The organism is Paenibacillus terrae (assembly GCF_000943545.1).
GTDB lineage: Bacteria > Bacillota > Bacilli > Paenibacillales > Paenibacillaceae > Paenibacillus > Paenibacillus terrae_A.
Map to the genome: position 1 here is coordinate 58,948 of NZ_JTHP01000007.1, position 25,771 is coordinate 84,718.

Here is a 25,771-nt window from a genome sequence, read left to right on the forward strand (position 1 = left end):
TCTCACCCCTGACCTCCCTTCACCCGGTTCCGCTTGAACATTTCCTTAAACAGCAGAACGAGAAACTGGGAATCCTCAATCAAGTATCTTTTCCACAAACGTTTAGGCTCCTGAGACAACCGCCAAAACCATTCAAATCCCGTCTTCTGCATCAGCTCCGGTGCACGTTTCACATTTCCCGACAGAAAATCAAACGTAGCTCCTACCCCTATCGAAATCGGAGCGCGATATGTCTCGTAATATCTGTAAATCCATTTTTCCTGTTTAGGTGCACCTACGCCGACAAAAACGATGTCCGGGCGGGCCTCTTGCAGCAATTGGACAATGTGTCTGTTCTCTTCCTCATTTTTCTCAAAGCCATAGGAAGGAGAGTAACAACCCACTACATTCATGTTTGGGTACGACTCCTGAAGATTGAGCATCGCCTTCTCAGGAATACCGTCCGCCGCACCCAGAAAAAACAACCGATAGCCTCGATCCTCAAAAGCCTCCCCCAGCCGGGTGAACAGATCGGAGCCTGACACCTTTTGCTTGAGGGGCTTTTTCAGCAACCTGGACGCCCATATAATTGGCATTCCATCGGCCACCACAGCTCCTGCATCGGAATATACCTTGCGAAATTCATCATCCTTGCGAAGCTTGATCACATGATCGACATTACAGGTCAAAATGTAGGAATGACGCTGATGCTCAATAGAAGTATCTATAAATTCAAGTAGATCGTTAAAATCATAATTATCAAAGTTGACATCGAACATGTTCACTCTGCTCATCGTATCACTTCTCTTTGCGAAAATCGGTTTGAGTAGATGTCTGGTATAAAGCGTTCAAATACCAGCAAAATGGAATAATCATCTGAACCGTCGACAACGTGTTATCTGAAAACGAATAAATCAGAAAGCCCGCAATCAAGCTTGCAAAATAAGGTTTGATTGGCTTGGCAAGCGACCGGTAAATGAGAACGAACACGACCAGCAATGAAAGCATCAATAACCCGCAGCCGATATATCCCGTGTCAAAATAAAAGCGTATATACTCGTTATGCGGCACGACAAAGCCTTTGAATAACGTCCCGTCGTTCGCAACTGTCACCGCGCCAAGACCCCTGCCTGACCACGGATAATCCTGTACTCTGTTCAAGAAATATTCCCATGCCTCCGAGCGTCCCGACAGATCAATTCCCGTATCGGTCTCCCGCTCGAAGGAGCGTTTTTTTAAATTGTTCCATTGCAGGGCCACCGCCCCCAGAGCAATCAAAAACGATCCGGCCAGCGGTAGCAAATAATTGACTTTCCCCTTGAGATACTGCCTGGCGATATCGAACAGATACACAGCAAACATGAGCAACAGTGCCAGAATCGGGCCGCGTGTGCCGGTGGCAATCAGAATCAAAAAGTTCAGCGCCAGCACCGTATAATAAAAGGCAGCTTGCTGCGGCTTGCGTTTGACCTCAATCAGCGAGACGGCAATCCCGAGAAAGGAGAGCATCGCCAGATGAGGCGGAATGTTCGCCCCCTGTACTCTCACCGCTCCCGTAAATTCCACATCGGTAAACGAATGCAGCCCTACGACCTGTAAACCGAGTCCAACGACCACACTAATGATCGGCAGCAGGCTGATCAACCGGATATGCTTTTCCGCCACCTCCTTCTTCCACTGGATCAAGTAAAAAAAAGAAGGGGAGCGATAGTCCGACGAACGCCTTCACTGCAATTGAGGTCGTCAGCGTAGGCAGCCATGCTGAAAATCCAAATGTAATCCCTAGCATGATCACCAATGCCCAGATCGGATAGCTAAATTTGAGGCGTATGCCGTAAACGAGCATGCAAGGTACCAGCAAGGCCAAAATACCCAATTTGTATAATGACAAAATCTCGATACCGAATACGCCACCCTGATACAAGGAATCCACCGATACCGCCGTGCTCAGCAGAACTGCATAGCTGATGCGCTCCGGATGATGGATAGAAACGGCCAGCAGAAGCAGTAAGCATACCGCCGCAATGCTGGCCACCGGCTGATAAGTAGCCGCAATTCCTACAGCAAGAGCGCCCAGAAGAAAAATGAAAACATGCTGTATTGTGTTTATTCTCGAAGTCCAAGGATAGTTGCTCATGATCAATCTTCACCCCGCAGCTGACTCGCTTTTCCGGTTGCGCAGCGTATCCAGGGTTCCCCGTATACTTTCAAATCTGCACCGGTTCAACAGCTTTCTGCCCTCAGTACGTGCAAGCAGGGAGTCCACCGTGTTGTATAGCCATTTGGCTGCCGTCTTCGCCATCAGCATCACGTTGCCGCGCAGGCCTGCGGCCTGAACAGCGTGAGACATGCCCTGACAGTAGTAACGATTCATGATCCATTCCTTCGTCAACCGTGCAGCCGGAACAAAATGCTTCACAGCCATGTGAGGATGATACATGATCGTTCCGCCATTTTTACGAATCTGCTCGAACACCCACGATTCTTCACCAGATAAGAGGATGTCTCCCTTTCTTCCCAAATGAAGCGGGAACATCACAGCAGCAAAAGCTGTTTTGCGCATGGCCATATTCGCTCCGAACGGGTTCAGTCCCGCCGGATATTCGCGGATGGCTTTTCCCAAGTCAATAATCGTGTAAGGCAGCTCAAGCGGCCCTGTCAGCCAGCCCGGTCGTTCCGTTTCAAACAAAGGATCTATCTTCCCGCCCATGGCCGTCAGCTCGGGATTGTTCCCGAAGGTCAACATAATCGTTTGCAGCCATGTAACACACGGGATCGCATCATCATCCAGAAAAGCAATGACTTCTGCCCTCGATAACGTAATGCCCGCATTACGAGCAGCTGATAATCCTTGCTCGCGCTCATAATGATACCGGAGATGAATATCCTGACCGTGTGCGGCACTAAATCTTTTGATCGTCGCCGCCGTATGATCGGTGGAGCGATTATCGACCACAATGATCTCAGCCAGCGCAAGGTCGTTCAGCTCCAGCAGGGACATTAGCGTTTTTTCCAGCAGGTCCGCCCGGTTATAGGTGCAAATAACGACGGACACTGCGGGACACCGCTTGAATGCATCCATCAGTAAGCATCCTTGGAGAACAGCATTTTAATGCCTGTTTTCATGATGATTTTCAGATCGAGCCACGTATTGCGAACATGAATATACTTCAAATCCATTTGCACCATTTCTTCGAAGCCTACACTGTTACGTGCGCTCACCTGCCAGTAGCCGGTACATCCCGGTGTGACAATCAGGCGTTGCTTGTCATAATCGGAGTATTGCTCAACCTCGCTCGGCAATGGCGGACGCGGACCCACTAATGTCATGTCCCCGACCAGCACATTCCACAGCTGCGGAATCTCATCAATACTCGTCTTGCGCAAAAAACTGCCAATCTTCGTAATCCGCGGATCGTTTTTAATTTTGAACATGGCGCCGCTCACTTCATTCAGCTCCATCAAATCCTTTTTCAGCTCCTCGGCATTGGACACCATCGAACGGAATTTATACATGTTGAATAGCTTCTCGTTCTTGCCCACCCGAGTTTGCTTGAAAAACACGCTTCCCTTCGGATCCTCGAGCTTGATCAAAACACCCACCACGATAAAAAGCGGCAGTAATACGATCAAACCCACAAAAGACAGCAACATGTCGAGGAATCGCTTGGTTACCAGGTAAGACGTTTTATCCTGAATTTGTGTATTTCCGTATGGCATGTAAAACGCTTTACCTGACATGACAGCCTCGCCGTCCTCCGGTAAATTTTCCATGCTCATGCTGACGTGCCCCCTCTCAACCTGCCGTGGTTGCTTTCTCGGTCTTTTTCAGCCACTCGTGCATGGCCTCTATAACCGGATACTTCAAATCATCGCTAGCGAGTGCAAATTCAAGTGTGGTCAAAATATAACCAAGACGCTCGCCCACGTCATAACGTGTTCCTTCAAAGTCATAGGCGTACACGCGCTCACTTTGATTCAGCTTTTGGATGGCATCGGTCAACTGAATTTCGCCGCCCGCCCCTTTTTCCTGAAGATCGAGATATTTGAAAATTTTCGGTGAGAATACATAACGGCCCATAATAGCCAGATCGGAAGGCGCAGTGCCCGGAGCCGGTTTTTCTATAAAATTGTTTACCCGGTACAGGCGTCCGTCCTGTTGATCCGGTTCAATGATGCCGTAGCGGTTTGTGAACTCCTGCGGTACCCGTTGTACACCAATGACGGAATTTTGAGTTTCCTCATACTGATCCATCAGCTGACGCAGGCAAGGCTTCTGACCTGTTACGATATCATCGCCCAATAGTACGCCGAACGGCTCGTCCCCGATAAAGCGTCTTGCGCACCATACCGCATGTCCCAGACCTTTGGGTTCTTTCTGGCGAATGTAGTGAATTTCTACTCCTGAAGAACGCTGTACCTCTTCCAGAAGCTTCAGCTTGCCGTCCTCGAGCAGTTTCGATTCCAGCTCAAATGCGTTGTCAAAGTGATCCTCAATAGCACGCTTGCCTTTGCCCGTTACAATAATAATGTCCTCAATACCGGAAGCAATCGCTTCTTCCACGATATATTGAATCGTGGGCTTATTGATAATCGGAAGCATTTCCTTAGGCATTGCTTTGGTCGCAGGAAGGAAGCGCGTACCCAACCCCGCTGCTGGAATAATGGCCTTTTTCACTCTTTTCGTCATCGCACTCATTCTCCTTGCTTCATCGAATTTTGGTGTTGCTTACTTCACCTGATTCATCACAATTCCAACCAGTGTCGCACCGGCCTGATCCATGAGTTGCTTTGTTTTGCGTAAATCTTCCCGTTTGGTCCGGGCGTGTCTGGCGACGAGAATCACGCCATCCGTCATGCTTGCGACCAGGCGGGCATCCGTATAATTCAGCGCCGGAGCCGAGTCGAGCAATATGATGTCATATTCGCGTTTTAGCCCTTCCAGCAGCTCCACCATGCGTTCACTGCCGAGCAGATCAGCCGCGTTGTACAAGGTGTCTCCGCCGGGAATAATAGACAGCTCCGGCACGCCATGCCTGACGATGGACTTGGAAGAAGCTCCACCGCGCAAATAAGCCGATAACCCCCCGGTATTCTCCAATCCAAATATCTCGTGCAACGCTGGTGTATGGAGATTGCAATCCACCAGAGCCACCTTCTTGCCTTCTTGTGCAAAGGAAACGCCGATGTTGGCGAGCAGCGTTGTTTTGCCTGCTCCGCTCTCTGGCGAGGTCAGCAGCAGAACCGTCCCGCGGTCCGTCTGCCCGATGACCTGCTGCCGGATGTATGTACGGAGGGATCGGAATGATTCCGATACATACGATGAAGGATTGCTTTCTGTAATCAACATGTCATTCAATCGCAGCATATTTACGCTCCCCTACCCGTTCTTTGGAATTTCCGGCTGCGCCGTCGATGTCCTTCTTGCGAATGACCGGGATGGATGCAATCACCGGAATACCGATGTCCGCATCTGCCTCTTTTTCCGTGCGCAGCGTACCGTTGATGCTTTCCAGAAACACAATCGTGCCCAGCGCAATCATCAGCGATACGAGAAAGCTAATCGCAATATTCATGAGCGGATTTCCATTGGTCGGGTCAGGATTGGCCCGCGGGTCCGCCTCATTCAAGATTTTCACATTATTCAATTCCATCAGTCCCGGAACTGTCTGCACGAATTTCTGGGTTACCGCGTTGACAACAGCGGCGGCCTGTGGATAACTCCCTGCCTCAAACGTCAAGCCGATGACCTGACTTTTATCCGAGGTTTTGACCTGTAGCTTTTCTGCCAGCTTTTGCTGCGTCAAGCCGAATTCGGGATGAGTCGTTACGACAGCCTCCATAATTTTGGGTGAAGTGAGAATTTGCTTGTAGCTTTCCACCAAATTAAGACTTGTGTTGACGTCGTTCAGATTGTTGCTCCCCTGCTTACCGGAAATATGGTTAACCAGCAGCTGACTTGAGGCGGAATAGACCGGCTTCACGACATTGTCGCTCACAAAGTAAGTCGTTACGCATGAGAGAATGACAAAAATCGCAATCAGCCACAATCTTTTTTTGATTAGGACCAGATAATCCAAAATGGTTTTCTCCACAAAAATCCTCCCTCCCATACAATTTCTCTTCTTATTTTATTGTAACAAGCTGCTGTGGGAACGACATGGAACCGGACGGCACTTTCTCCATCACTACAGGGGGATGAGATTGTATACTTTTGGCTACGGCATGGTATACTTTTGTACCAGTCTTTGTTGATTATGGAAAAATAAATCGAAAAAAAGCCCCAAAACCACCGAGGCTGGTGATTTTGAGGCTTCTTCTGTTACTCGCTATATAAACTGAACTGGAAAGCTACATGGGCGCACTTGTCCAGTCGGACATGCTTTCCATCGCCACCGCCTTCAGCGTATCACACGCTAGATGTTCTTGGCTCGTACTTCGCCAGACCAATCGCATTGGCATACAACGCTGCCTGCGTACGATCCGCCAGCCGCAGCTTGGCCAAAATCTGACTGACATGCTTTTTGACCGTAAATTCGCTGATGAATAACCGGGATGCAATTTCGCGGTTGCAGGCTCCCTGTCCCAGCTCGACCAATACTTCCTTTTCCTTCGGTGTCAGGTCGTCTGTCAGATTGCCCGCATCCTCCCGCAGCTTGTTCTCCAGAATAGCAGGATCATAATATTTGCGTCCTTTGTTGACAAGATGAATCGCGTAAATTAGTTCCTCAGGCAAAGCCTCCTTGAGTACGTAGCCGTCCACAGAAGCTTCCTCCGCTTTTAGGAAGTCTTCTCGTGTGGCCGAGGATGTCAGCAAAATAAATTTGCTTCTGAACCCGCGTCCGCGTGCTATTTTGATAATATCCAGGCCTGATTCGTCGGCGAGTTTCAAGTCCAGCAGCACCAGGTCTGGATCCGTTTCCTCGATAACCACAAGTGCTTCCTGTTGATTCTGGGCCTCTCCCGCAAACTGAACATTGGGCTGCATGGATATAACCGCAGCGAGTCCTTTCCGTACTAAAGGATGATCATCGACAATGACAATTTTCATGATTCGGCCTCCTGTCTACAGTTCAGGATTTGCATAATCCCTATGTATCCGATTGTTACCGCAGATTTTGTATTGCAGGATGTTCACACATCTTTATCAGCATTTTGCATAATTCCATTCTCAACGCTCGAAAGTACAATATATAGACGAACTAAACCGTTTCGATCTATATATTGCTGATTTGAAATCGCTCTTGGGATTGATGCAAAATGCTCTTATTCATAAGCGTTTACTGGAATGGACAATCGGATCTGTGTTCCCTCTCCGATTCGACTTGAAATATCAAATTCACCTCCCATCGATTGAGCTAAATATTCCATATTCATCATGCCCAGGCCACTGCCTGCACTGACCACCTCACCTCCTGCAACCATTCTCGCCGTCTCGAATCCTACTCCGTCGTCATGAATAGACAATTTAATCACTTGAGGCGTCAATTTTAACTTCACATCAATCCGCTTCGCCAATCCATGCCGGATTGCGTTACCTGCGGCTTCGGATATGATACGAAACAAAGCCTTTTGGTACAAGTACGGCAGTGAAAAATGATCCCCATGAATATCAAAATCAATCTGTACATGATTCAGCTTGGACAGCGTATGCAGATGGCTTTTCACTGTTCCTAACCAAGTCGGGCCCCCGCTCTTTTTCGAGCTTAAGCTATGAATGGCCCCTTTTAGCTCTCTCACTGCCTGATTAGCGGATTGCTGAATCAGCTCAATTTGTTCCTCCACCTGCTCCTTGGACTGATCATGCCATGTCTGCCGAAGTGAATGCGTCGCGTACACAATGCCAAAAAGACTTTGTGATACATTATCATGCATTTCATTCGCAATCCGGTTCTGCTCATTTGTCACAATCAACTGATTTTCGATACGTTCCAGCTCATAGCGCTCCAAAAACACGGCGCTCAGCTCAGCGAGGAATATCAGTTGCTGCACGAGCCAGCGTCTTCCCGTCAGACTTTGATCCGGGCCCAGTTTAAGTCCGATGGTCGCTACAAAACGAGTCGTCATCGGTACCGTGATCATGAGAAAATCGCCCCATTCCGGCAGATGCCTGAAAAACGGCTCCCGCTCTTCCCTGAATTCCTCACGATAATTCTCCAGCTCCTCGAATAGCTGCTCCTCTTCCTCCACCGTCCAACCTGTCTGACTGCTCTCCGGCGCATCCTCCTCCTGACTGTCCAACCAGAAAAACGCGCGGCTCTGCTTCGTCAGCTTAACCGTGTAGTCCGAGATGACCTGCCCCAGATTTAATGCCTCGTTGTGGCTAGTCGTCTCCATGATGTGGTAAATCGACTTAATATGTTCCATCGTCTCATTAGCTTGCTCCTTCGCCATCTTCAACTCATTCTTCATGACACCGATCACCTGCATGGCCATCGTGGTCACAATCAGCACCAGAAATAAATTCGCATTTTGTAACACCATATCCCACAAAAAATATTGACCAGGTGTAAAAAAGATATAACAAAATGTGAGTACCAAGCCGATATAGGAAAGAAGGAGCGTCCAACTGTACCTCATAGAAAGATGAGCACAAGCCACCAACATAGGGGTAATCACATACCATTTGAACGGACTATCCATCCCTCCCGTCGGGAGCAGCAACAAAATGATCCCTGCGGTTTCCAGAGCAATGCAACATTTCAGTACCATATCATGAAGTCTGTACTTGCGGTAAATCCACGTAAATAATGTAACAGATAAAAAAAGAAACACAATAAGTAATAACTTCTGCCACGCAATTAATCTGGATGATTCGAACAGAAAAACAAGCGACGTTAAAGATAGTGATACATACCGGTACAAAAAAATCATTTGGTCTTCTGCTGACTTCTTCAACTTCATCCTGTCACCCTATTCTGTGTTTTGAAGTGACGATGGGCATATTAGAGTTGCTTGTGTACTCTAAAAAAATCATAACCAATCCAAAAATAAATAACAAGACATAAACTCTAACGTAAACGGTTACATTCCAAAAAAATGACACTTTTTATAACATATTTACCGTTTCAGGAAAACATTTTGGGGGTAATGTCAGAAACTATAACGTTTGTCAAGGACATAAATCATGTTTTCTAAAGAACTAAAAAAGGGACTTGCTGGTATTACCGTGATCTTAACAACGGTATTCAGCAAGTCCTTTTTTAGTGAATTTGGTGAGGGGCTACATTAACCCCCGGCACGCGCCAGTTCACGCATATTGGCTTCAAATGCAGCCAGCAGAGCCTCATCCCCGCTCAAACCGGTCGCCTCTTCTTTTTGTATCTGTTCAACCATACGCTTGTAATCCTTTGGAATCACCCGTACAAACTGCTGAATCGCAGTCTGCCAGTCATCCAAAATACGTTGTCCCGCTTCGCTGCCTGTGTACGTGACATGGCGTTGAATCAGACCGCGCAGATCCGCTGCTTCCGCAGGGTCTTCCACGCCTTCCAGCAACACCATTTCCAGGTTACAACGGCTCAGAAACATCCCCTGAGGGTCATAGACGTATGCAATGCCTCCAGACATCCCGGCTCCAAAATTCCGTCCAGTCTCGCCCAGTACAGCTACACGTCCGCCTGTCATATACTCACAGCCATGATTGCCGACACCCTCGACGACGATACGTGCGCCGGAGTTCCGAACGGCAAAGCGCTCCCCTGCAATTCCACTAATATAAGCTTCCCCGCTAGTCGCTCCATACAAAGCCGTATTTCCGATAATAATGTTCTCTTCCGCCTTAAAGGTCGCTTTGTGAGATTTCTTCACAATAACCTTACCACCGGATAGCCCTTTACCTACATAGTCATTGCTATCGCCTTCAACGCTCAGCGTGATACCTTTCGGAATAAACGCCCCGAAGCTCTGACCTGCTGATCCGATGAAGTTAAAGCGAATCGTATCCTCAGGCAAACCCTCCGCTCCGTACTTGCGGGTGACCTCGCTGCCCAGAATCGTACCTACGGCCCGATTCACGTTCGTTATAGGCATGGTAGCCTCTACAGCTGTTCCGTTCTCCAACGCCCCGGCAGCCATCGGTACGAGCTTCTGCATATCGAGCGTTTCTTCCAGCCCGTGGTTTTGGCGTTGTACGCGGTAACGTACACTACCGTCTTCCAGTTCAGGAACATGCAGCAACAAGCTCAGATCGACGCCTTTCTTCTTCCAGTGCGAATCGGCGTTCACGGTATCCAGACAGTCCGTACGTCCGATCATTTCCTGAATCGTGCGGAAGCCCAGCTCCGCCATAATTTCGCGGACATCTTCTGCGATGAAACGCATAAAATTCACCACATGGGCAGGATCGCCCATATAATTTTTGCGCAGCTCCGGATTCTGTGTAGCCACACCAACCGGACAGGTGTCCATTTGGCAAACCCGCATCATAATACAGCCTAACGCCACAAGCGGCGCTGTAGAGAAGCCGTATTCTTCCGCGCCCAGCAGAGCAGCTACCACCAAATCGCGGCCGGACAGCATCTTGCCGTCTGTCTCCAGCACCACGCGGTCGCGCAAATTGTTCAGCATCAGCGTCTGATGTGTCTCGGCCAGGCCCAGCTCCCAAGGCATACCCGCATGGCGGATGGAGCCTTGCGGAGAAGCGCCCGTACCGCCGTCATAGCCGCTGACCAGAATAATGTCAGCGCGGCCTTTAGCCACTCCTGTTGCAATCGTACCTACGCCTACCTCCGACACCAGCTTCACGTTAATGTCAGCACGCGGATTGGCGTTTTTGAGATCGTAGATCAGCTCTGCCAAATCCTCGATAGAATAAATATCGTGATGCGGCGGCGGCGAAATCAGTCCCACGCCCGGCGTAGAACCACGCACCTCAGCCACCCAAGGATAAACCTTGCGTCCTGGCAGCTGTCCGCCTTCGCCCGGCTTCGCGCCTTGCGCCATTTTAATCTGAATTTCGTCGGCGTTCACCAAATAATTCGACGTTACACCAAATCGGCCTGATGCCACCTGCTTGATCGAGCTGCGGCGAGAATCGCCATTGGCATCCGGAATGAAACGTGCAGGGTTTTCCCCACCTTCACCGGTGTTGCTCTTACCGCCGATACGGTTCATCGCGATCGCCATATCCTCATGCGCTTCCTGACTGATTGAGCCGAAGGACATAGCTCCCGTCTTAAAACGACGCATAATCGATGCAGCGGATTCCACTTCTTCCAGTGGCACAGACTTACCCGCAGGCTTCAACTGAAGCATGGAGCGGATCGTCAAATGCTGTTCAGTTTCACCCTGCACCAGCTTGGCGTATTTCTTGTACAGCTTGTAGTCTCCCGAGCGAACCGACTGCTGGAGCAAATGTACCGTCTGCGGATTAAACAAATGCTCTTCCCCATCGTTGCGCCATTGATATTCGCCGCCTGAATCCAGCACCTTGTCGTTGCCGTCCTTGTCAGTAAAAGCACGATTGTGGTGAGCCAGCGCTTCCACCGTGACTTCCTCCAAACCGATACCACCAATGCGGGAAGGTGTCCAGGTGAAGTAGCGATCAACGAAATCCTGTTTGAGACCTACGGCCTCAAAAATTTGTGCTCCACGGTACGACTGAATCGTGGAAATACCCATTTTGGACAATATTTTAACGACACCCTTGGTAGCTGCTTTAATATAATTTTTAATTGCTTTTTCATGCGAGACACCGCGCAGCAAGCCCTGCTGAATCATGACATCCAGCGTTTCGAAAGCCAGATACGGATTAACCGCACTCACGCCGTAACCAAGCAACACCGCATAATGATGAATATCTCTCGGCTCTCCGGACTCCAGCAAAATACTTACACGTGTGCGTGTACCCTGCTTGATCAAGTGGTGATGCAGGCTGGAGACAGCCAGCAACGCCGGAATGGCCGCATTCTCAGCATCCACGCCACGGTCGGACAGAATCAGGATGTTATGACCCTTGTCAATGACACGGTCAGCAGCCTCAAACAGTCCTTCGAGTGCCTTACGCAGTCCTTCTGCGCCTTCCTTCGCTTCAAAGAAGATCGGAATCGTCATCGACTTGAAGCCTGGACGGTGTACATGACGAATTTTGGCAAATTCCTCATTCGACAGCACCGGTGAATCCAGACGAATCTGACGACAGCTTTCCGGCTCAGGATGCAGCAAATTGCGCTCAGGTCCAATCGTAGTTGCCGTGGACGTTACAATCTCTTCCCGAATGGCATCAATCGGCGGATTCGTGACTTGAGCAAACATCTGTTTAAAATAGTTGTACAAACGTTGCGGACGGTCAGACAGCACCGCCAATGGAGCATCATATCCCATCGAGCCAATCGGTTCCGCACCTGTGAGCGCCATCGGCTCTAGAATCTTGCGCAGTTCTTCAAACGTATATCCAAAAGCCAGCTGAAGCTGGTTTACATTCTCATGCTTCGGCTCCGGCTGCTCCAGAGCTTCCGGCAGCTCATCCAGATTGACCAGATGCTCATCCAGCCATTCCTCATAAGGTTCCTCGGAAGCGATACGCTCCTTCAACTCTTCGTCAGAAATGATGCGGCCCTCCTTGGTATCGACCAGCAGCATCCGTCCCGGACGGAGACGATCCTTGTAGAGTACATTTTCAGGAGCGATATCCAGTACACCTGCTTCTGAAGACAGGGCGATCAGGTCATCCTTGGTCACATAGTAACGCGCAGGACGCAGACCGTTGCGGTCTAGAATTGCCCCGATCTGCACACCATCCGTAAACGCCATCGCAGCCGGTCCATCCCAAGGCTCCATCATCGTACTGTGATACTCATAAAATGCCCGCTTCTTCGGGTCCATCGTCTCATGCTTGTTCCAAGGCTCCGGCACCATCATCATGGCTACATGAGGAAGGGAACGTCCACTCAGATACAGGAATTCAAGCGTATTATCAAACATGGCTGTATCGGAACCATCCGGGTTAATGACCGGTTTTACCTTGCCGATATCTTCGCCAAACGCTTCACTTTCAAACTGGGCCTGACGTGCATGCATCCAGTTCACGTTACCACGCATCGTGTTAATTTCACCGTTGTGAATCATAAAACGATAAGGATGCGCACGATCCCAGCTCGGGAACGTGTTCGTACTGAAACGGGAATGGATCAGCGCGATTGCCGAAGTCACCCGCTCATCCTGCAAATCCAGATAAAATTGTCCTACCTGCTCGGTTGTAAGCATTCCTTTGTATACAACCTTACGGCATGACAAACTCGGGATATAAAACGACTCACGGTTCTGGTCCTCTTCGTTATAGCGAATGGCAAGCTCCGCCCGTTTGCGAATAACATACAGTTTCCGTTCAAAGTCCAGCTCTTCCTTCAAATCGCTGCTGCGACCGATAAACACCTGACGTACGCCCGGTTTGGCCGCTTTCGCCGATTTGCCCAGCATTTCGTCATAAGTCGGAACATCCCGGAAGCCCAGACAATTCTGGCCCTCATCTACGATAATATCTCTCAGCTTCTGCTCATGAACTTCACGAACCTTCGGATCATTGGATACAAAAAGCATACCCACGCCGTAATGTCCGGCCTTTGGCAGCTTGAAGCCCAGTCGCTCCGCTTCCTCTTGGAAAAACAGATGCGGTACCTGAATCATGATCCCCGCTCCGTCACCGGAGTTCGGTTCACTTCCCTGACCGCCCCGATGCTCCATATTTACGAGCATGGTCAAAGCCTGACTTACGATATCGTGCGATGGTTTTCCCTTGATGTGGGCAACAAAGCCCATGCCGCAGGCGTCTTTTTCGAATTGGGGATCGTATAATCCCTGTTTGGGTGGTAAACCTGTCTGTCTCATGGAACGCAACCTTTCTGTTATAAAGTCATGCTGGCCTGAAATACAGGCGGCGAATAGAAGACAGTGGCAACAAGAGGTAACTCAAAGAACAACTACGAGGATTGGGGGACAAAACATGTGACGTATTCAAGGCGGTACGGTCCGCCGAATGCGAATGCTTTTCAATAATTATGCAATAGCTTGACTTGAAAAACACGTCGGATCTACTGATGAATCTAATTAGTTCTATCATTTTATCATTGACCTACCATGTTAGCAATTCAAAGTTTTTATGATTGTGATAATAAATCTTTTACATTACAGCTTCAATGTGACATGCAAAAATATACTATTTTTATGTATAAATATTCACTTTAAAAAATCCAGCCTTTCCCATTCCCGAAGGAACAAAAAAGGCTGATAAAGGATATCTGTTGAACATTCTGACTCTCAGACGTATCCCTGCAATTCGACAGTGCAGGTTAAAATTCGAGGCTTTCACCGGGATTCAGGGCTTTCCCCTCAATCCCTTCCTTGTGCAGACGGTCACAGAAGGCGTTCCCGTCCTGCTCAATGCCCGGGAATGTATTGTAATGCACCGGTATCACGCGGCTTGCCCGGAGCCATTTGGCTGCCAGCAGCGCATCTTCCGGTCCCATGGTATAACCGTCACCTATCGGTAATACCGCAGCATCTATCGAGTTAGTTTCCCCAATGAGACGCATATCACCAAACAGGGCGGTATCGCCAGCATGGAAAAATGTTTTGCCGCCTATGGTCAATAAAATGCCCGCAGGCTCACCCATATATATCGTTTGTCCATCCACATTTAAAGAGGAGCTGTGAAACGCAAGCGTGAATTTTACATGGAAGCCGTCAAATTGGTGACTGCCGCCAAGGTTCATACCGTGAGCCTTGGCTCCCTGAGATGAACAATAGTCAGCCAATTCCGCCACCGCGATTACAGGGCAATCGTTGCGCTTGGCAATTTCAACAGCATCTCCAAAATGATCCGCATGACCATGCGTCAACAGCACTGCATCCACCTGAATGTCCTCAGCTTTCACTGCTGCTTTAGGATTTCCAGTCAAAAAAGGATCAATGATAATCCGTTTGCCCTCTTCCTCCACCAGCACCACTGAATGTCCGTAATATGTGATTTTCATATCATCTGCCACCTCCATTGTCACTTTCAAAACTTAGGTACCTTTCCTTTACCCATTATACCTCTTTTTACATACAAGCTTCACCTGTACACGAAAAAATACGTTCACAAAGCTGAGCCCTGTTGTTTAGAAAGGGCTGTTATTTGTAGAAGGCTGCCTTTATTTATAAAAGGTATGATGGCCGATTGTTTTCACCTTGGTACGCGAATGATGCACCGTAAGATCCTGAGCCAACGTCAGCGACAGGAAAAAACAGGTATTATCAGGCACGGCTTTATGGCCGTTCAACGCAGCCGTAACCGCACGAATGCTGTCCTGATTGGGCTGAACACGACGAAGACGCCCGTTCGCAACCGGACTAAATTGCGCTTTTTGATAAATTACTGCCTGAATCGTATCGGGAAATGGGGCTGACCGCAGCCGGTTTAAGACAACGTTGGCAACTGCCACTTTGCCTTCGTACGGTTCGCCTTCTGCTTCTGCCATGACTATTTTTTGTAGCAGGAGCAGTTCTTTAGCGGAGACAGGATAGCTCCAGGTAGACAACGCCTTGTCATCCTGAGAGAGCATTTGTGTCTTCGTAAAGTAGATGGTTGTAGGAGGGGTAAGAATTGCGGACTTGCTATGCTGGACTTCAGGTTTTTTCACGCCGGTTGCAACATTGCTCCGGGCTTGTCCCGCCTGCTTCATCTGGGAAGCGGGTAACGGAGTCGGCATGATTTGTTTCCAGCTCGGCTGCCCATGAGCCTTGGCAAAGATGGGACTTGTCCTGTTTGACCCGTTATGGGTCCCCATCCTGTCCCCGTGTGAAGGAGCCAAAGAGTTCCCTGACCAGCTCAGAGATTGCATAGGTGCATTTTTATGATTTTTCTGTGTTTGTTGAACCTCAGCGTAGAGGCCTACCCCCAATATACAAACAAGCAGCACACTCAAAAGAGGTGCAAACCAACGGTGTTCTTTAACGATTTCCATAATGTTCCTCCTGTTAACTTTAGGCACATTCCTCAGATATGTAACCCAAAATGCGCCTTTTGAATAACGCTGAAATACTATATCACTAAAATCGCTGATAGATCAAGGGTTTCGCCTTGATAATGGGATTGTTTGAATTATTTGGTACATCGGTTTTTGGCCCATTCGGGTCGCGTACAAAACAAATTCTCCCACTTCCCACGGCTTGCCTATCCGGTCATCGGACTGAAAAATAGACGCCGGAACAGGCTCCTGCCCTGTATATGAACGTGCTACTGTGATATGGGGTCGGTAAGGCCGTTCCTCTGGCTTAAAGCCAAGCGGTTCGGTAGCCTGAACTATGGATTGGTGGAGCTGGTTCAAACAATCCTTCTGCCCCGTAACTACCCTCCATAGCACACGCGGAAATCCATCTCGTCCAAAAGTCCCCGGTTCGCCAATGCCGAGAGTGAACGGGGAATGTGCAGCGGCCGCCTGAAATAAAGCCTGTTCCAGTTCCGGTATATCCTTGGTCGCCACATCCCCCAGGAACTGAAGTGTCACGTGGTAATCCCTGAAATCGGTCCATTTGCGAAAAGAAAGTTCGTTAACATCCTGTTCCACCCAGCGGCGTAACTCCTTCTTATGCTCGCTCGGGAGAGCAATCGCGGTAAAAAGTCTTTGTGTTTGTGCTGTTTGCGGTACTACCAGCGGTAATCCGTTCATCGTCATCGTCTTCCTTTCATCCCTAATCAGAGCTATAGTCATTCGTTGTTATTTAAAGTGACACAGCAAGCTGGTTTTCCCCCTATTTATGCAATCTTCCCGCCAATCTGTTATCCTTGAAAGGATGATTCATCAGAATATATTGGAAGCTCCAAAGAATCAAAAACCGAGGAGGTAATGAATCATGGGAACCATCGTAAGTTTACACCAGCTTACCACAGAGCAAGAAAAGCAAGTTCGTGCAGCAGCTCCGGGCTATGAGCTGTTCATTGGTAAAGCCCAAGAGCTGGAGCCTGAACAAATCCGACAGGCAGAGGTCATTTTAGGCTGGTCCAAGCATATTTCCGAAGCGGCTTTGCAGCCAGACAGCAAGCTGAAATGGATACAGACCTGGTCTGCGGGTATTGATAAGCTGCCACTTGCAGAGCTGGAAAAGCGTCATATTTTACTCACCAATACAAGTGGCGTTCATGCCGTTCCGATTACGGAGCAAATCTTTGGGATGCTGCTGTCGCATACACGTTATTTACAGCAAGCAGCTCTTTTGCAGCATCAGAAAACATGGCAGCCACCGAAAGGCGAGCTGACGGAATTACGTGGCAAAACGCTGTTGATTACAGGCGTGGGTGAAATCGGTCGTGAAACGGCCCGGATTGCAGAAGCCTTCGGCATACGAGTGATCGGAGTCCGGCGTTCCGGCAAGGATGCCCCTCATGTGAAGCGCATGTATACAAATGAGCAATTACATGAAGCGCTAGGAGAAGCGGATATTGTGGTGAATATTTTGCCATTCACCGAGGAAACCCGTCACTTCTTTGACGAAAAGGCATTTGCAGCCATGCGTAAGGGAGCTTTCTTCATTAATGTAGGTCGTGGCGGCACTGTCTATACGGATGCACTTGTGCGCTCTCTGGAGCAAAAGCATATTGCCTTTGCCGGACTGGATGTATTCGAGGAAGAACCGCTACCCACGTCGCATCCGCTGTGGAGTCTGGAGAATGTCCTGATCACGCCGCATATTGCAGGCGACACGGACCACTACGCTGAACGTGCAGTAGATATTTTCCTCACCAATTTGAATGCCTACACAGCCGATCAGGAGCTGCCGCTGAATTTGGTCAACTATAAAACTCAGTATTAACAAACCAATTACTCACAGATCCATATTTCCCGGCTCATACCTGTCTTGTGTATACGGCATTGCTCCGTGAGGGTCCAGCCTGACTGGGACAGCAATGCTGCCATCGGCTCCGTGCTTACGACTACCGCTCGTGCAGCCAAGCGTCTCAGACTGCGCAGCATCTGCTTTTGTTCATCGGCAGGGAGCACGGAGCACAGGTTATAGGGCATATCCAATATGGCCGCATCATAGGTCCCCTCCAGCAGATTCATATCTCCCAGCTTTACCCGATCCTCTTCATATCCAAAATGACGCAAATTCACGCGTGCCCCGCGTACGGCCAGCGGATTAATATCACAACCGCGAATATCTTTTCCCATGCTCATTGCTTCAATCATCACATTGCCCATGCCACAACACGGGTCCAGCAACTTCAATCGGCCCACATCTATATCCTGTGCTGCTATGTCATTCACTGCTAAATTCACAAGCGCTTTGGCTACCAGCACTGGTAGTCCGGTGGAATAGTTTTGCGGCTTATGACGGCGCTCCAGCCACGATCTGTCACTGTATATGCACTTGCCAAGCAGCCACCGCTCTCCTACCCGTATGACACCCAGGGTGACATCCGGTTCTTTCATTTGCGCCTGTCCTCGAATACGTGCGCCAATGCGTCTTTCTATACCGCGACGCTCGTCATAGTCGGCCACGTTGTCGCCTTCCTTGAGGCACAGGACCTTGAAGGTCTTCCCTTCTTCAAGATGAATTGCGGAAGCTGCTTCGCATAGCTCATCCAACGTACCCGCATCTGCGGTCACATCCAGCCGAAGATGGATGAACGGGCTGGTGCCCGGCTCCAACCGCCGATGGGACAGCAGCGTGGAATCTTGCTCAGGGGGGTGACCGAACAAGTTTTTCAACTCCAAAAGACACAGCTCTCGCTCGGTTTCATGACACGCGTAAGTATATATGTATCTTTGCATATTCATAGCAGAACTATTTATTTCATGTCGGTTCATGTCAGATCTCTTTTCATTTGGAATCACAGCTAGAATTTACGGCCTCCGCTATAAGACGGTAGGATTGAAGCCGCTGCTCATAATCGGGAATGGGTGTGACCAACAAAAATTCATCATTATCGTATTCAACCTGCAAGCTGCGCAACCGTTCGGCAACATCCGATGCTGTTCCCACCAGCCAATTAGCCCGCATCGCCGGGTCACCCATCGTAATCTGTGCAGCCCACCGCTGCGCCTGTTCATTCGTTGAGGCACATATGGCCCCTACAGCAACCATCGTACGGGGCTTGTCCATTCGTTTGGACGGCTGAAAGCCGGAACGGTACATGCTCAGCATATCTCTCGTATCCTGCTCACTCATAAATTGACCGAACGCATAGCCAGTTGAATACCGGGCGGCGTAATCGGCACTTTTACGGTTTGTACCCAGCATCCACAGCGCAGGTGGCTGTTCAGGCATCGGGCGGGCAAACACGCGCACCTGCTCATACTCGTAGGTACCTTCCAGCAAAGCCAGCAGCGCTTCCATCGTCTGTGGCAGTTCAGCCACATGCTGGAGAAAGTTGCCGCTCAGCGCCATCGAAGCATGTGGTCCTCCACCGGGTGCTCTCCCGAGACCCAGCTCGACTCTGCCCGGATATAGAGCCGCCAGCAGATGAAACCATTCTGCGACCTTGACCGGACTATAATGCGGAAGCAAAATAGCCCCTGCCCCCAGCTTGATTTTCCGGGTCACTGCCCCGATGTGAGCCAGCAGCACTTCCGGGCTGGAGGAAGCTAGCCCCTCCATATCATGATGCTCCGAGGTCCAGTAGCGCGTATAGCCCCATGCTTCCGCACGTCTCGCCAGTTCTCCCGCCCATTGAACGGCCTGCTCCGGTCGGTTTCCGGGCAATAACGGCACCATATCCAGTACCCCCAAATTCAGTGATTTAGCAGGTATAGACTGAGAACCCATAGATATTCCCCCCTTCTTTTCCATACTTAAAAACCAGTTTCTTCTACTATATAGGGTTCAGCATTTTGCATAATTCGATTTCCAACGCTCGAAAGTACAATAGATAGACGAACTAAATCGTTTCGATCTCTATATTGCTGATTTGAAATCGCTCTTGGGATTTATGCAAAATGCTCGGTCAACATGAAATGTTAGTCCAGATCGTAAATAGAACCCACCTTCAAACCATACAGCTCATTATATATTTTCTCGGCAAAAGCATCGGTCATCCCTGCAATATAATCAATGACCATATGCTCCCATGTCCAAATCGGTTTTGCCTTGCCCTGATCACGTTCAAAGCGTTGAAGCCAATCACTCGGAATAATGGACTTGGATGTCTCTGGATCGAGAAAAGCCAGCCACAGGCGTCTGAGCATCCATTCACTCCGTTTTTGCAGCCGCTGTACGCGCAGATCACGGATCATCGTGACCCAGGCAAAGCTTTTCAGCACACTCACGGTACGAAGCATATCGAGATCCTCGCTTCCATCCCGCACAAAAGTAACCTTTTTCCAATCACCCACATCAATTACACCCAAGCTGCTGACGAATAAACTGACCCAGTACGCTTTCACCTCACGCCGGGTGCGGGAATAATCGTGTTCACACATCGGCATCTTTCCATTCCATACCTTCAAAAATTCGCTAAGCACAGCCGCCACCTTCTGTTCGATCTGAGCCAGCTGCCAGCCTTGCCAGAAGCTATCCTCCAACGTGGTGATTTTTTCTGTAATCAGTCGGATCAAGTACGGATCATACAAAAAATGCTCGTGCACCTCAATTTTCCCTGCCTTAATTCCGTCCTCCAGATCATGCGCTGAATACGCAATATCATCGCACAGGTCCATAAGCTGGGCCTCCAGCGTCTTTTGACCATCAGGAATTCCCCAATCCTCACGGATGGAACGAATGTATTCCCACTCATGCAGGTACATCCCTTTTTTGTTTAAAATCCCCGGATACGGATACTTGTTGATTCCCAGTAAAACAGCGTCCGACAAATTCAGACCATCCACGTTCTCACGCTTCTCCAAAAACATAATTAGTCGGAAATTGTGTGCGTTCCCCTCAAAATGCTCGTAGATTCGCCGCTCACGTGCATATGCCTCCAATCCCTGCTTGGAATCAGGCGTGAAACCTCCAGCGGCCGCTATCTTTGCCACCTTCGTCTCGATCAACTGATCCAAAATGCCGTCCAGTACCTCTTCGCCCTTGTGTCCGAACGGCGGATGGCCAAAATCATGCGCAATGGACGCACATTCCACCACCTCGGGGTCAATAATCAACCCGGCGTTATCCGCCTGCCCCAGCTCAACCTCGGGATGCCGCCGCAACAAGCTGCGTGCCGCTTCGCGTGCAATCTGCGCTACCTCCAGCGAATGCGTCAGCCGTGTGCGATAATAATCGCCCGTGCCTGCGCCAAATACCTGTGATTTGCCTTGCAGCCGACGAAAGGTCGGTGAATGGATCAATCGGGAGTAATCCCGTTCATATGCTGCCCGTGAAGCGTCGCTTCGTGTCTGCTCCGGAAACTGCCGATGCTCTCTCTTGTTTTGCCATGTCATAAAGCCCACTCCCAACGTACTCAATTGGAGTGATTATACATTTTTTTCACGTCTCAGGAAAGCTGACATGACTTGCATCAAGAAGATTGTATGTCACAGTTGAATGAATCGAAGTTCATTACACGAAAAATATCATATGAAAAAGGTGTTCCTCCAGCCATTAGGATTCAGGCCGGGGAACACCTTTTTTATTAATATTAGAAGCATATAAGCTAAACTTGAAAAGTGTACATAGAAAACGGAGTAGGCGGAATGGTGCTGTACAAGCGAAGCGGTCGCTTTCAAAGCTTTCCGTAGGAAAGCTCGCTTGGGAAGCACCATCCGACTGCGCAATGGCGCTAAAGGTAACTATTAAGTTCGGTTTATATACCTCACTACTTCTGTTCTAACGCTTCGCCCTCGGGTCCAGCACATCCCGCAAGCCGTCCCCCATCAGGTTAAAGCCCAATACGGTCAGCATAATGGATATACCCGGAAAAATAACGGTCCATGGCGCATTCTGGATATATTGGCGCGAATCCGACAGCATTTTCCCCCACTCCGGCTGAGGAGGTTGTGCGCCCAAGCCGAGAAATCCAAGCGCCGCCGCTTCAATGATCGCCGTTCCAATTCCCAGCGTGCCCTGTACGATGATCGGTGTCAGGCTGTTCGGCAAAATATATCGGAGTATAATTCGAACATTATTCGCCCCAAGCGCTCTGGCAGAAGTGATGTATTCCTCGGTTTTGACACTAAGCACTTTGGAGCGCACCAACCGTCCGTAAGTTGGTACATTGACGATCGCAATGGCATACAGTGCATTTTCCAGGGAAGGCCCTAAAATAGCAACGATAGCAATCGCCAGCAGAATCCCCGGAAACGCCAGTAAAATGTCGAACAGCCGCGAGATGATCATATCTGCCCATTTTCCATAAAATCCCGCAACTAAACCTAAAGCCGTTCCTACGACCATTGAACCAATGACGGACAGAAAACCGACCCACAACGAGATTCTGGCTCCATACAGCGTACGGGTCAGCAAATCCCGGCCGAGATCGTCCGTCCCGAACCAATGCTCTGCGGAAGGGGGCTGCAAGCGACCCACCAAATTCTGCGCTTTATAGTCAAACGGAGCAATCCACGGCGCGATCAAAGCGATAATGACAAAGAAGATAATAATGCTGAGGCCGACGAGCGCCATTTTATTGTGTTGGAAAGCCCTCCACGCGTCTCTCCAAGGGCCGGAAACGACAGGCACATGAACCAGCGTATGGCGTGTCGTCGGTATGTTGTTGGGTTCCATCGAAAATTGTGACATCGGACAAGCTCCCCCTTGACCCATTGACGACTTGATTACTGATAACGGATACGCCGGTCCAGAACCGCGTACAGCAAATCGACAATCAGATTAATGATGACGAACAGGAACGCAATGATCAGAATCCCGCTTTGAATGACAGGATAGTCACGCGAGCTGATCGCTTCAAAAATGTACCGTCCGATGCCGGGCCATGCAAAAATGGTCTCTGTCAGCACCGCGCCGCCCAGTAGCGAGCCCGTCTGAAGACCGATGACGGTAAGCACGGGGATGGCGGCATTTTTAAGTGCATGCTTGTACACGACTTGAAAAGATGCCAGCCCCTTCGCCCGCGCCGTACGGATATAATCCGAATCCATAACCTCCAGCATACTGGAACGGGTAATACGGGCAATGACCGCCATCGGGATGGTTCCCAGTGCGATGCTGGGCAAAATCAAATGCTTGATGACCGTCCATACCTGCTCCATACGTCCACCAATCATCGCATCAATAACCGCCAAATGCGTTACCGCCTCCACCGGATCACGGGAATTCATACGTCCGATAGAAGGAAGCCAATGCAGCTTATTGGCAAAAATCCACTGCTCCATCAGACCCAGCCAGAAAATGGGCATCGACACCCCGACAAGGGCAATGACCATGCTGACATAGTCGAACCATGAATTTCGCTTCCAGGCACTCACAATACCCGCATTCATTCCAACAACAATGGCAAAAAACATACTCGCCACCGTCAACTCCAGCGTAGCCGCCAGATAAGGCAGCATTTCCCGGGCAATCGGCTGTCTGGTGCGGATCGAATCACCCAAATCGCCATGGGCCAGCTCACCCAGGTAGGTTCCATATTGCTGCAACCACGGCTTGTCCAGCCCCAACTGCTCACGTAGTGCCTGTTTGGACTGCTCTGTGGCCTTGTCTCCCAGTATTGTTTCCGCCGGATCCCCCGGAATGGCATGAATAATCGAAAAAACGATGAGCGTCATCCCCAGTAATACCGGAATCAAAACGGCCAGTCTTTTTACAATATATGAGTTCATACCAGAATCACCGCCTGCTTGCGTATGTGCTATTTGGACTATTCAAAATAAACGCTACTATACGATTCAATACCTGCCGGAGCAGGCACGAAACCCTTAAGATTCACTTTACCTGCCATCAGCGGTGTGCTGTGAACCAGTGGAATCCACGGCGCATCCTGTTTAATAATCACTTGTGCTTGTTTGTACATTTCCGCCCGCTTGTCCTGATCGACCTCAACCTGGGCTTTTACCAATATTTTGTGCAGCTCCTCATTGGCATAAAAGCTACGGTTATTACCCGGAATCGTATCCTTGTCCAGCAGGGTGTAAAGGAAGTTGTCCGGATCGCCATTATCTCCGTTCCATCCCAGCATATACAAATCATCTTTCTGGCCCGCCTTGACATCATCCAGATAAGTGGCCCATTCTGGCGATTGAATGTTCACTTTCACACCTATTTTTTCAAAATCAGCTTGAATGGCTTCCGCTACCTTTTTGCCATCAGGCATATACGGACGAGATACAGGCATCGCGTAAAAGGTTAACGGCTCGGTAAGCCCATTAGGGTAGCCCGCTTCTGCCAGCAAGGATTTGGCCTTATCCAGATCGTAGGCATAATCCTGAATGCTGTCGTTATATCCCCATAACGTAGGTGGCATCGGATTGACCGCAGGCTTGGCTTGTCCCGCAAACAATGCATCAATAATGGCCTGCTTGTTCACCGCATGATTAAGCGCCTGCCGTACCTTAGGATTATTGAATACCTTTTTCTTTAAATTAAATCCGATATACGCCACATTAAAGGATGGGCGTTCAATTTTTTGCAGTTCGTTATTGCCTTCCAACTGCTTGGCATCGTCCGGGTTCAGATCCTCCATCAGATCAATTTCTCCGTTTTGCAGAGCATTAAATCGCGCGGTATTGTCGGGAATAGAACGAACAATGATCTTGGCCAGCTTCGGCTGCCCCTCTTTCCAATAGTTTGGATTTTTCTCCAGCGTGATACTATCGTTCCGTTTCCATTCCTTAAATACAAAGGGTCCCGTACCGACCGGATTGCTCTTGAAATCAGCCTTTTTCTCCTGAATAGCCTTGGGGCTGGCGATACTAAAGGATGGCATAGCGATATTTTGTAAAAAGGGCGCCTGCGGCTTGGTCAGTGTAAACTGAACAGTGTTCGCATCTACCGCTTTGACCTCCTTAATCACCCTGCTTCCTTCAGGACCAAACATGGAATCATAATAATCATACGAGTCCCCTTCAAATTTGTATGGACTTTTCGGATCAGACCAGCGGTTAAAGTTAAATACAACGGCTTCTGCATTAAAGTCGCTTCCATCATGGAATTTTACACCTTGACGCAGCTTGAACGTATAAATCAGTCCGTCGGGTGATACTTCCCAGCTCTCTGCAAGCCCCGGCTGAATCTCCGTGGTGCTCTCCTTGTATTCCAGCAAGGTATCGAACACCTGCATTCCAATTTTTAGCGATTCACTTTCGGTCACAATCGCAGGGTCCAGCGCCACGGAATCGCCACCGCGTCCATAAATGAGCGTGTCCTGCACGCCCTCTCCTGCTCCGCCTGGTGTTTGCCCTGCCTCTGGCTTTGCGCCTTCATTGGAACCTCCACAGCCGGAAAGTGCCAGAACAGCCCCCAATGCAAGCACCAGTAGGACAGTCCAAGCTTTGTTCTTTACGTACTTTTTGCTCATGCAGCAGACCCCTTTCACACCTCGTATATTGTTAGTTCGTTGATACCAGATGGATGCCCAGATAACCTCTATGATCTAATGAACACAGGGTCCAAATTAAACCCCGATGACACACAGTTACGTAAGCTTACACAGCAAATAGCTATCACCAATCGTAAGGTATAAACGAATGATGGCGCTGAACGGCTAAAACGAATAACCCTTTATATTCAGCAGAAAAAACTGCTTCCGGGTGGCATGTGCATTATTTCGAGTAAGTATGAGGGAATCAAGCTGATTTTCGGCCTATTACCGAGTGATATCATTTTCTCTGATGGAAGCTATTTCATAAGTCAGCATTTTGCATCATTCGATTCCCAACGCTCGAAAGTACAATAGATAGACGAACTAAACCGTTTCGATCTCTAT

Annotated in this window: 21 protein-coding genes; 1 reads left to right on the plus strand and 20 read right to left on the minus strand. The window is 49.2% G+C overall.

What is annotated here, in order from left to right; genetic code table 11:
* Positions 1 to 2: 2 nt before the first annotated feature.
* The 14 genes from QD47_RS05810 to thpR form a co-directional block, all read right to left on the minus strand.
* Entirely contained in the window at positions 3 to 773 is a 771-nt protein-coding gene (locus tag QD47_RS05810; RefSeq protein WP_014280256.1) for a WecB/TagA/CpsF family glycosyltransferase, read from the minus strand.
* A gap of 4 nt (positions 774 to 777) precedes the next feature.
* A complete protein-coding gene (locus QD47_RS34045) occupies positions 778 to 1,644 on the minus strand; it encodes an O-antigen ligase family protein (protein WP_235332194.1) in 867 nt (288 codons plus the stop codon).
* Positions 1,598 to 2,116, minus strand: a complete 519-nt coding sequence (locus tag QD47_RS34050) for a hypothetical protein (protein ID WP_235332195.1) — start codon at positions 2,114 to 2,116, stop codon at positions 1,598 to 1,600. The genes QD47_RS34045 and QD47_RS34050 overlap by 47 nt, the downstream gene beginning before the upstream one ends.
* A 9-nt stretch (positions 2,117 to 2,125) precedes the next feature.
* Positions 2,126 to 3,061, minus strand: coding sequence for a glycosyltransferase (locus tag QD47_RS05820; RefSeq protein WP_044645224.1), 936 nt, complete (start codon positions 3,059 to 3,061; stop codon positions 2,126 to 2,128).
* Complete coding sequence (locus tag QD47_RS05825) at positions 3,061 to 3,759, minus strand: sugar transferase (RefSeq protein ID WP_044645225.1); 699 nt, start codon at positions 3,757 to 3,759, stop codon at positions 3,061 to 3,063. Before QD47_RS05825 ends, QD47_RS05820 begins: the two co-directional genes overlap by 1 nt.
* A 16-nt stretch (positions 3,760 to 3,775) precedes the next feature.
* Positions 3,776 to 4,669: a UTP--glucose-1-phosphate uridylyltransferase GalU gene (gene galU, locus QD47_RS05830; RefSeq protein WP_014280252.1), complete on the minus strand. Its 894-nt coding sequence runs from the start codon at positions 4,667 to 4,669 to the stop codon at positions 3,776 to 3,778.
* Between the two features lie 39 nt (positions 4,670 to 4,708).
* Positions 4,709 to 5,347: a CpsD/CapB family tyrosine-protein kinase gene (locus tag QD47_RS05835; protein ID WP_044645226.1), complete on the minus strand. Its 639-nt coding sequence runs from the start codon at positions 5,345 to 5,347 to the stop codon at positions 4,709 to 4,711.
* Complete coding sequence (locus tag QD47_RS05840; RefSeq protein WP_200893390.1) at positions 5,331 to 6,074, minus strand: YveK family protein; 744 nt, start codon at positions 6,072 to 6,074, stop codon at positions 5,331 to 5,333. Before QD47_RS05840 ends, QD47_RS05835 begins: the two co-directional genes overlap by 17 nt.
* Positions 6,075 to 6,388: 314 nt before the next feature.
* Positions 6,389 to 7,030 carry a response regulator gene (locus QD47_RS05845; protein ID WP_044645228.1) on the minus strand — a complete coding sequence of 214 codons (642 nt, stop codon included), beginning with the start codon at positions 7,028 to 7,030 and terminating at the stop codon, positions 6,389 to 6,391.
* A 215-nt stretch (positions 7,031 to 7,245) separates the two neighbouring features.
* A complete protein-coding gene (locus QD47_RS05850) occupies positions 7,246 to 8,883 on the minus strand; it encodes a sensor histidine kinase (protein WP_044645229.1) in 1,638 nt (545 codons plus the stop codon).
* Between the two features lie 324 nt (positions 8,884 to 9,207).
* Positions 9,208 to 13,806 (minus strand): glutamate synthase large subunit, encoded by a 4,599-nt coding sequence (gene gltB, locus QD47_RS05855; protein WP_044645230.1) that lies wholly within the window; start codon positions 13,804 to 13,806, stop codon positions 9,208 to 9,210.
* 461 nt (positions 13,807 to 14,267) lie between these two features.
* Complete coding sequence (locus tag QD47_RS05860) at positions 14,268 to 14,951, minus strand: metal-dependent hydrolase (protein ID WP_044645231.1); 684 nt, start codon at positions 14,949 to 14,951, stop codon at positions 14,268 to 14,270.
* Between the two features lie 159 nt (positions 14,952 to 15,110).
* Positions 15,111 to 15,923 (minus strand): cell wall hydrolase, encoded by an 813-nt coding sequence (locus QD47_RS05865; RefSeq protein ID WP_044645232.1) that lies wholly within the window; start codon positions 15,921 to 15,923, stop codon positions 15,111 to 15,113.
* 102 nt (positions 15,924 to 16,025) lie between these two features.
* Positions 16,026 to 16,628 carry an RNA 2',3'-cyclic phosphodiesterase gene (gene thpR, locus QD47_RS05870; RefSeq protein WP_044645233.1) on the minus strand — a complete coding sequence of 201 codons (603 nt, stop codon included), beginning with the start codon at positions 16,626 to 16,628 and terminating at the stop codon, positions 16,026 to 16,028.
* Between the two features lie 184 nt (positions 16,629 to 16,812).
* Between thpR and QD47_RS05875 the strand changes: the two genes are divergently transcribed.
* Positions 16,813 to 17,769 carry a D-2-hydroxyacid dehydrogenase gene (locus QD47_RS05875; protein ID WP_044645234.1) on the plus strand — a complete coding sequence of 319 codons (957 nt, stop codon included), beginning with the start codon at positions 16,813 to 16,815 and terminating at the stop codon, positions 17,767 to 17,769.
* Positions 17,770 to 17,777: 8 nt separating this feature from the next.
* Here QD47_RS05875 and QD47_RS05880 read toward each other — a convergent pair whose 3' ends face one another.
* From QD47_RS05880 to QD47_RS05905, 6 genes are all read right to left on the minus strand, one after another.
* Positions 17,778 to 18,767: a methyltransferase domain-containing protein gene (locus QD47_RS05880; RefSeq protein WP_044645235.1), complete on the minus strand. Its 990-nt coding sequence runs from the start codon at positions 18,765 to 18,767 to the stop codon at positions 17,778 to 17,780.
* Positions 18,768 to 18,780: 13 nt separating this feature from the next.
* Positions 18,781 to 19,725: an MsnO8 family LLM class oxidoreductase gene (locus tag QD47_RS05885; RefSeq protein WP_044645236.1), complete on the minus strand. Its 945-nt coding sequence runs from the start codon at positions 19,723 to 19,725 to the stop codon at positions 18,781 to 18,783.
* 191 nt (positions 19,726 to 19,916) lie between these two features.
* Positions 19,917 to 21,332 (minus strand): deoxyguanosinetriphosphate triphosphohydrolase family protein, encoded by a 1,416-nt coding sequence (locus tag QD47_RS05890; RefSeq protein ID WP_044645237.1) that lies wholly within the window; start codon positions 21,330 to 21,332, stop codon positions 19,917 to 19,919.
* 385 nt (positions 21,333 to 21,717) lie between these two features.
* A complete protein-coding gene (gene nikC, locus QD47_RS05895) occupies positions 21,718 to 22,629 on the minus strand; it encodes a nickel transporter permease (protein ID WP_044645238.1) in 912 nt (303 codons plus the stop codon).
* Between the two features lie 35 nt (positions 22,630 to 22,664).
* A complete protein-coding gene (locus QD47_RS05900; RefSeq protein WP_044645239.1) occupies positions 22,665 to 23,669 on the minus strand; it encodes an ABC transporter permease in 1,005 nt (334 codons plus the stop codon).
* Positions 23,670 to 23,707: 38 nt separating this feature from the next.
* A complete protein-coding gene (locus QD47_RS05905) occupies positions 23,708 to 25,363 on the minus strand; it encodes an ABC transporter substrate-binding protein (protein ID WP_044645240.1) in 1,656 nt (551 codons plus the stop codon).
* Positions 25,364 to 25,771: the final 408 nt, after the last annotated feature.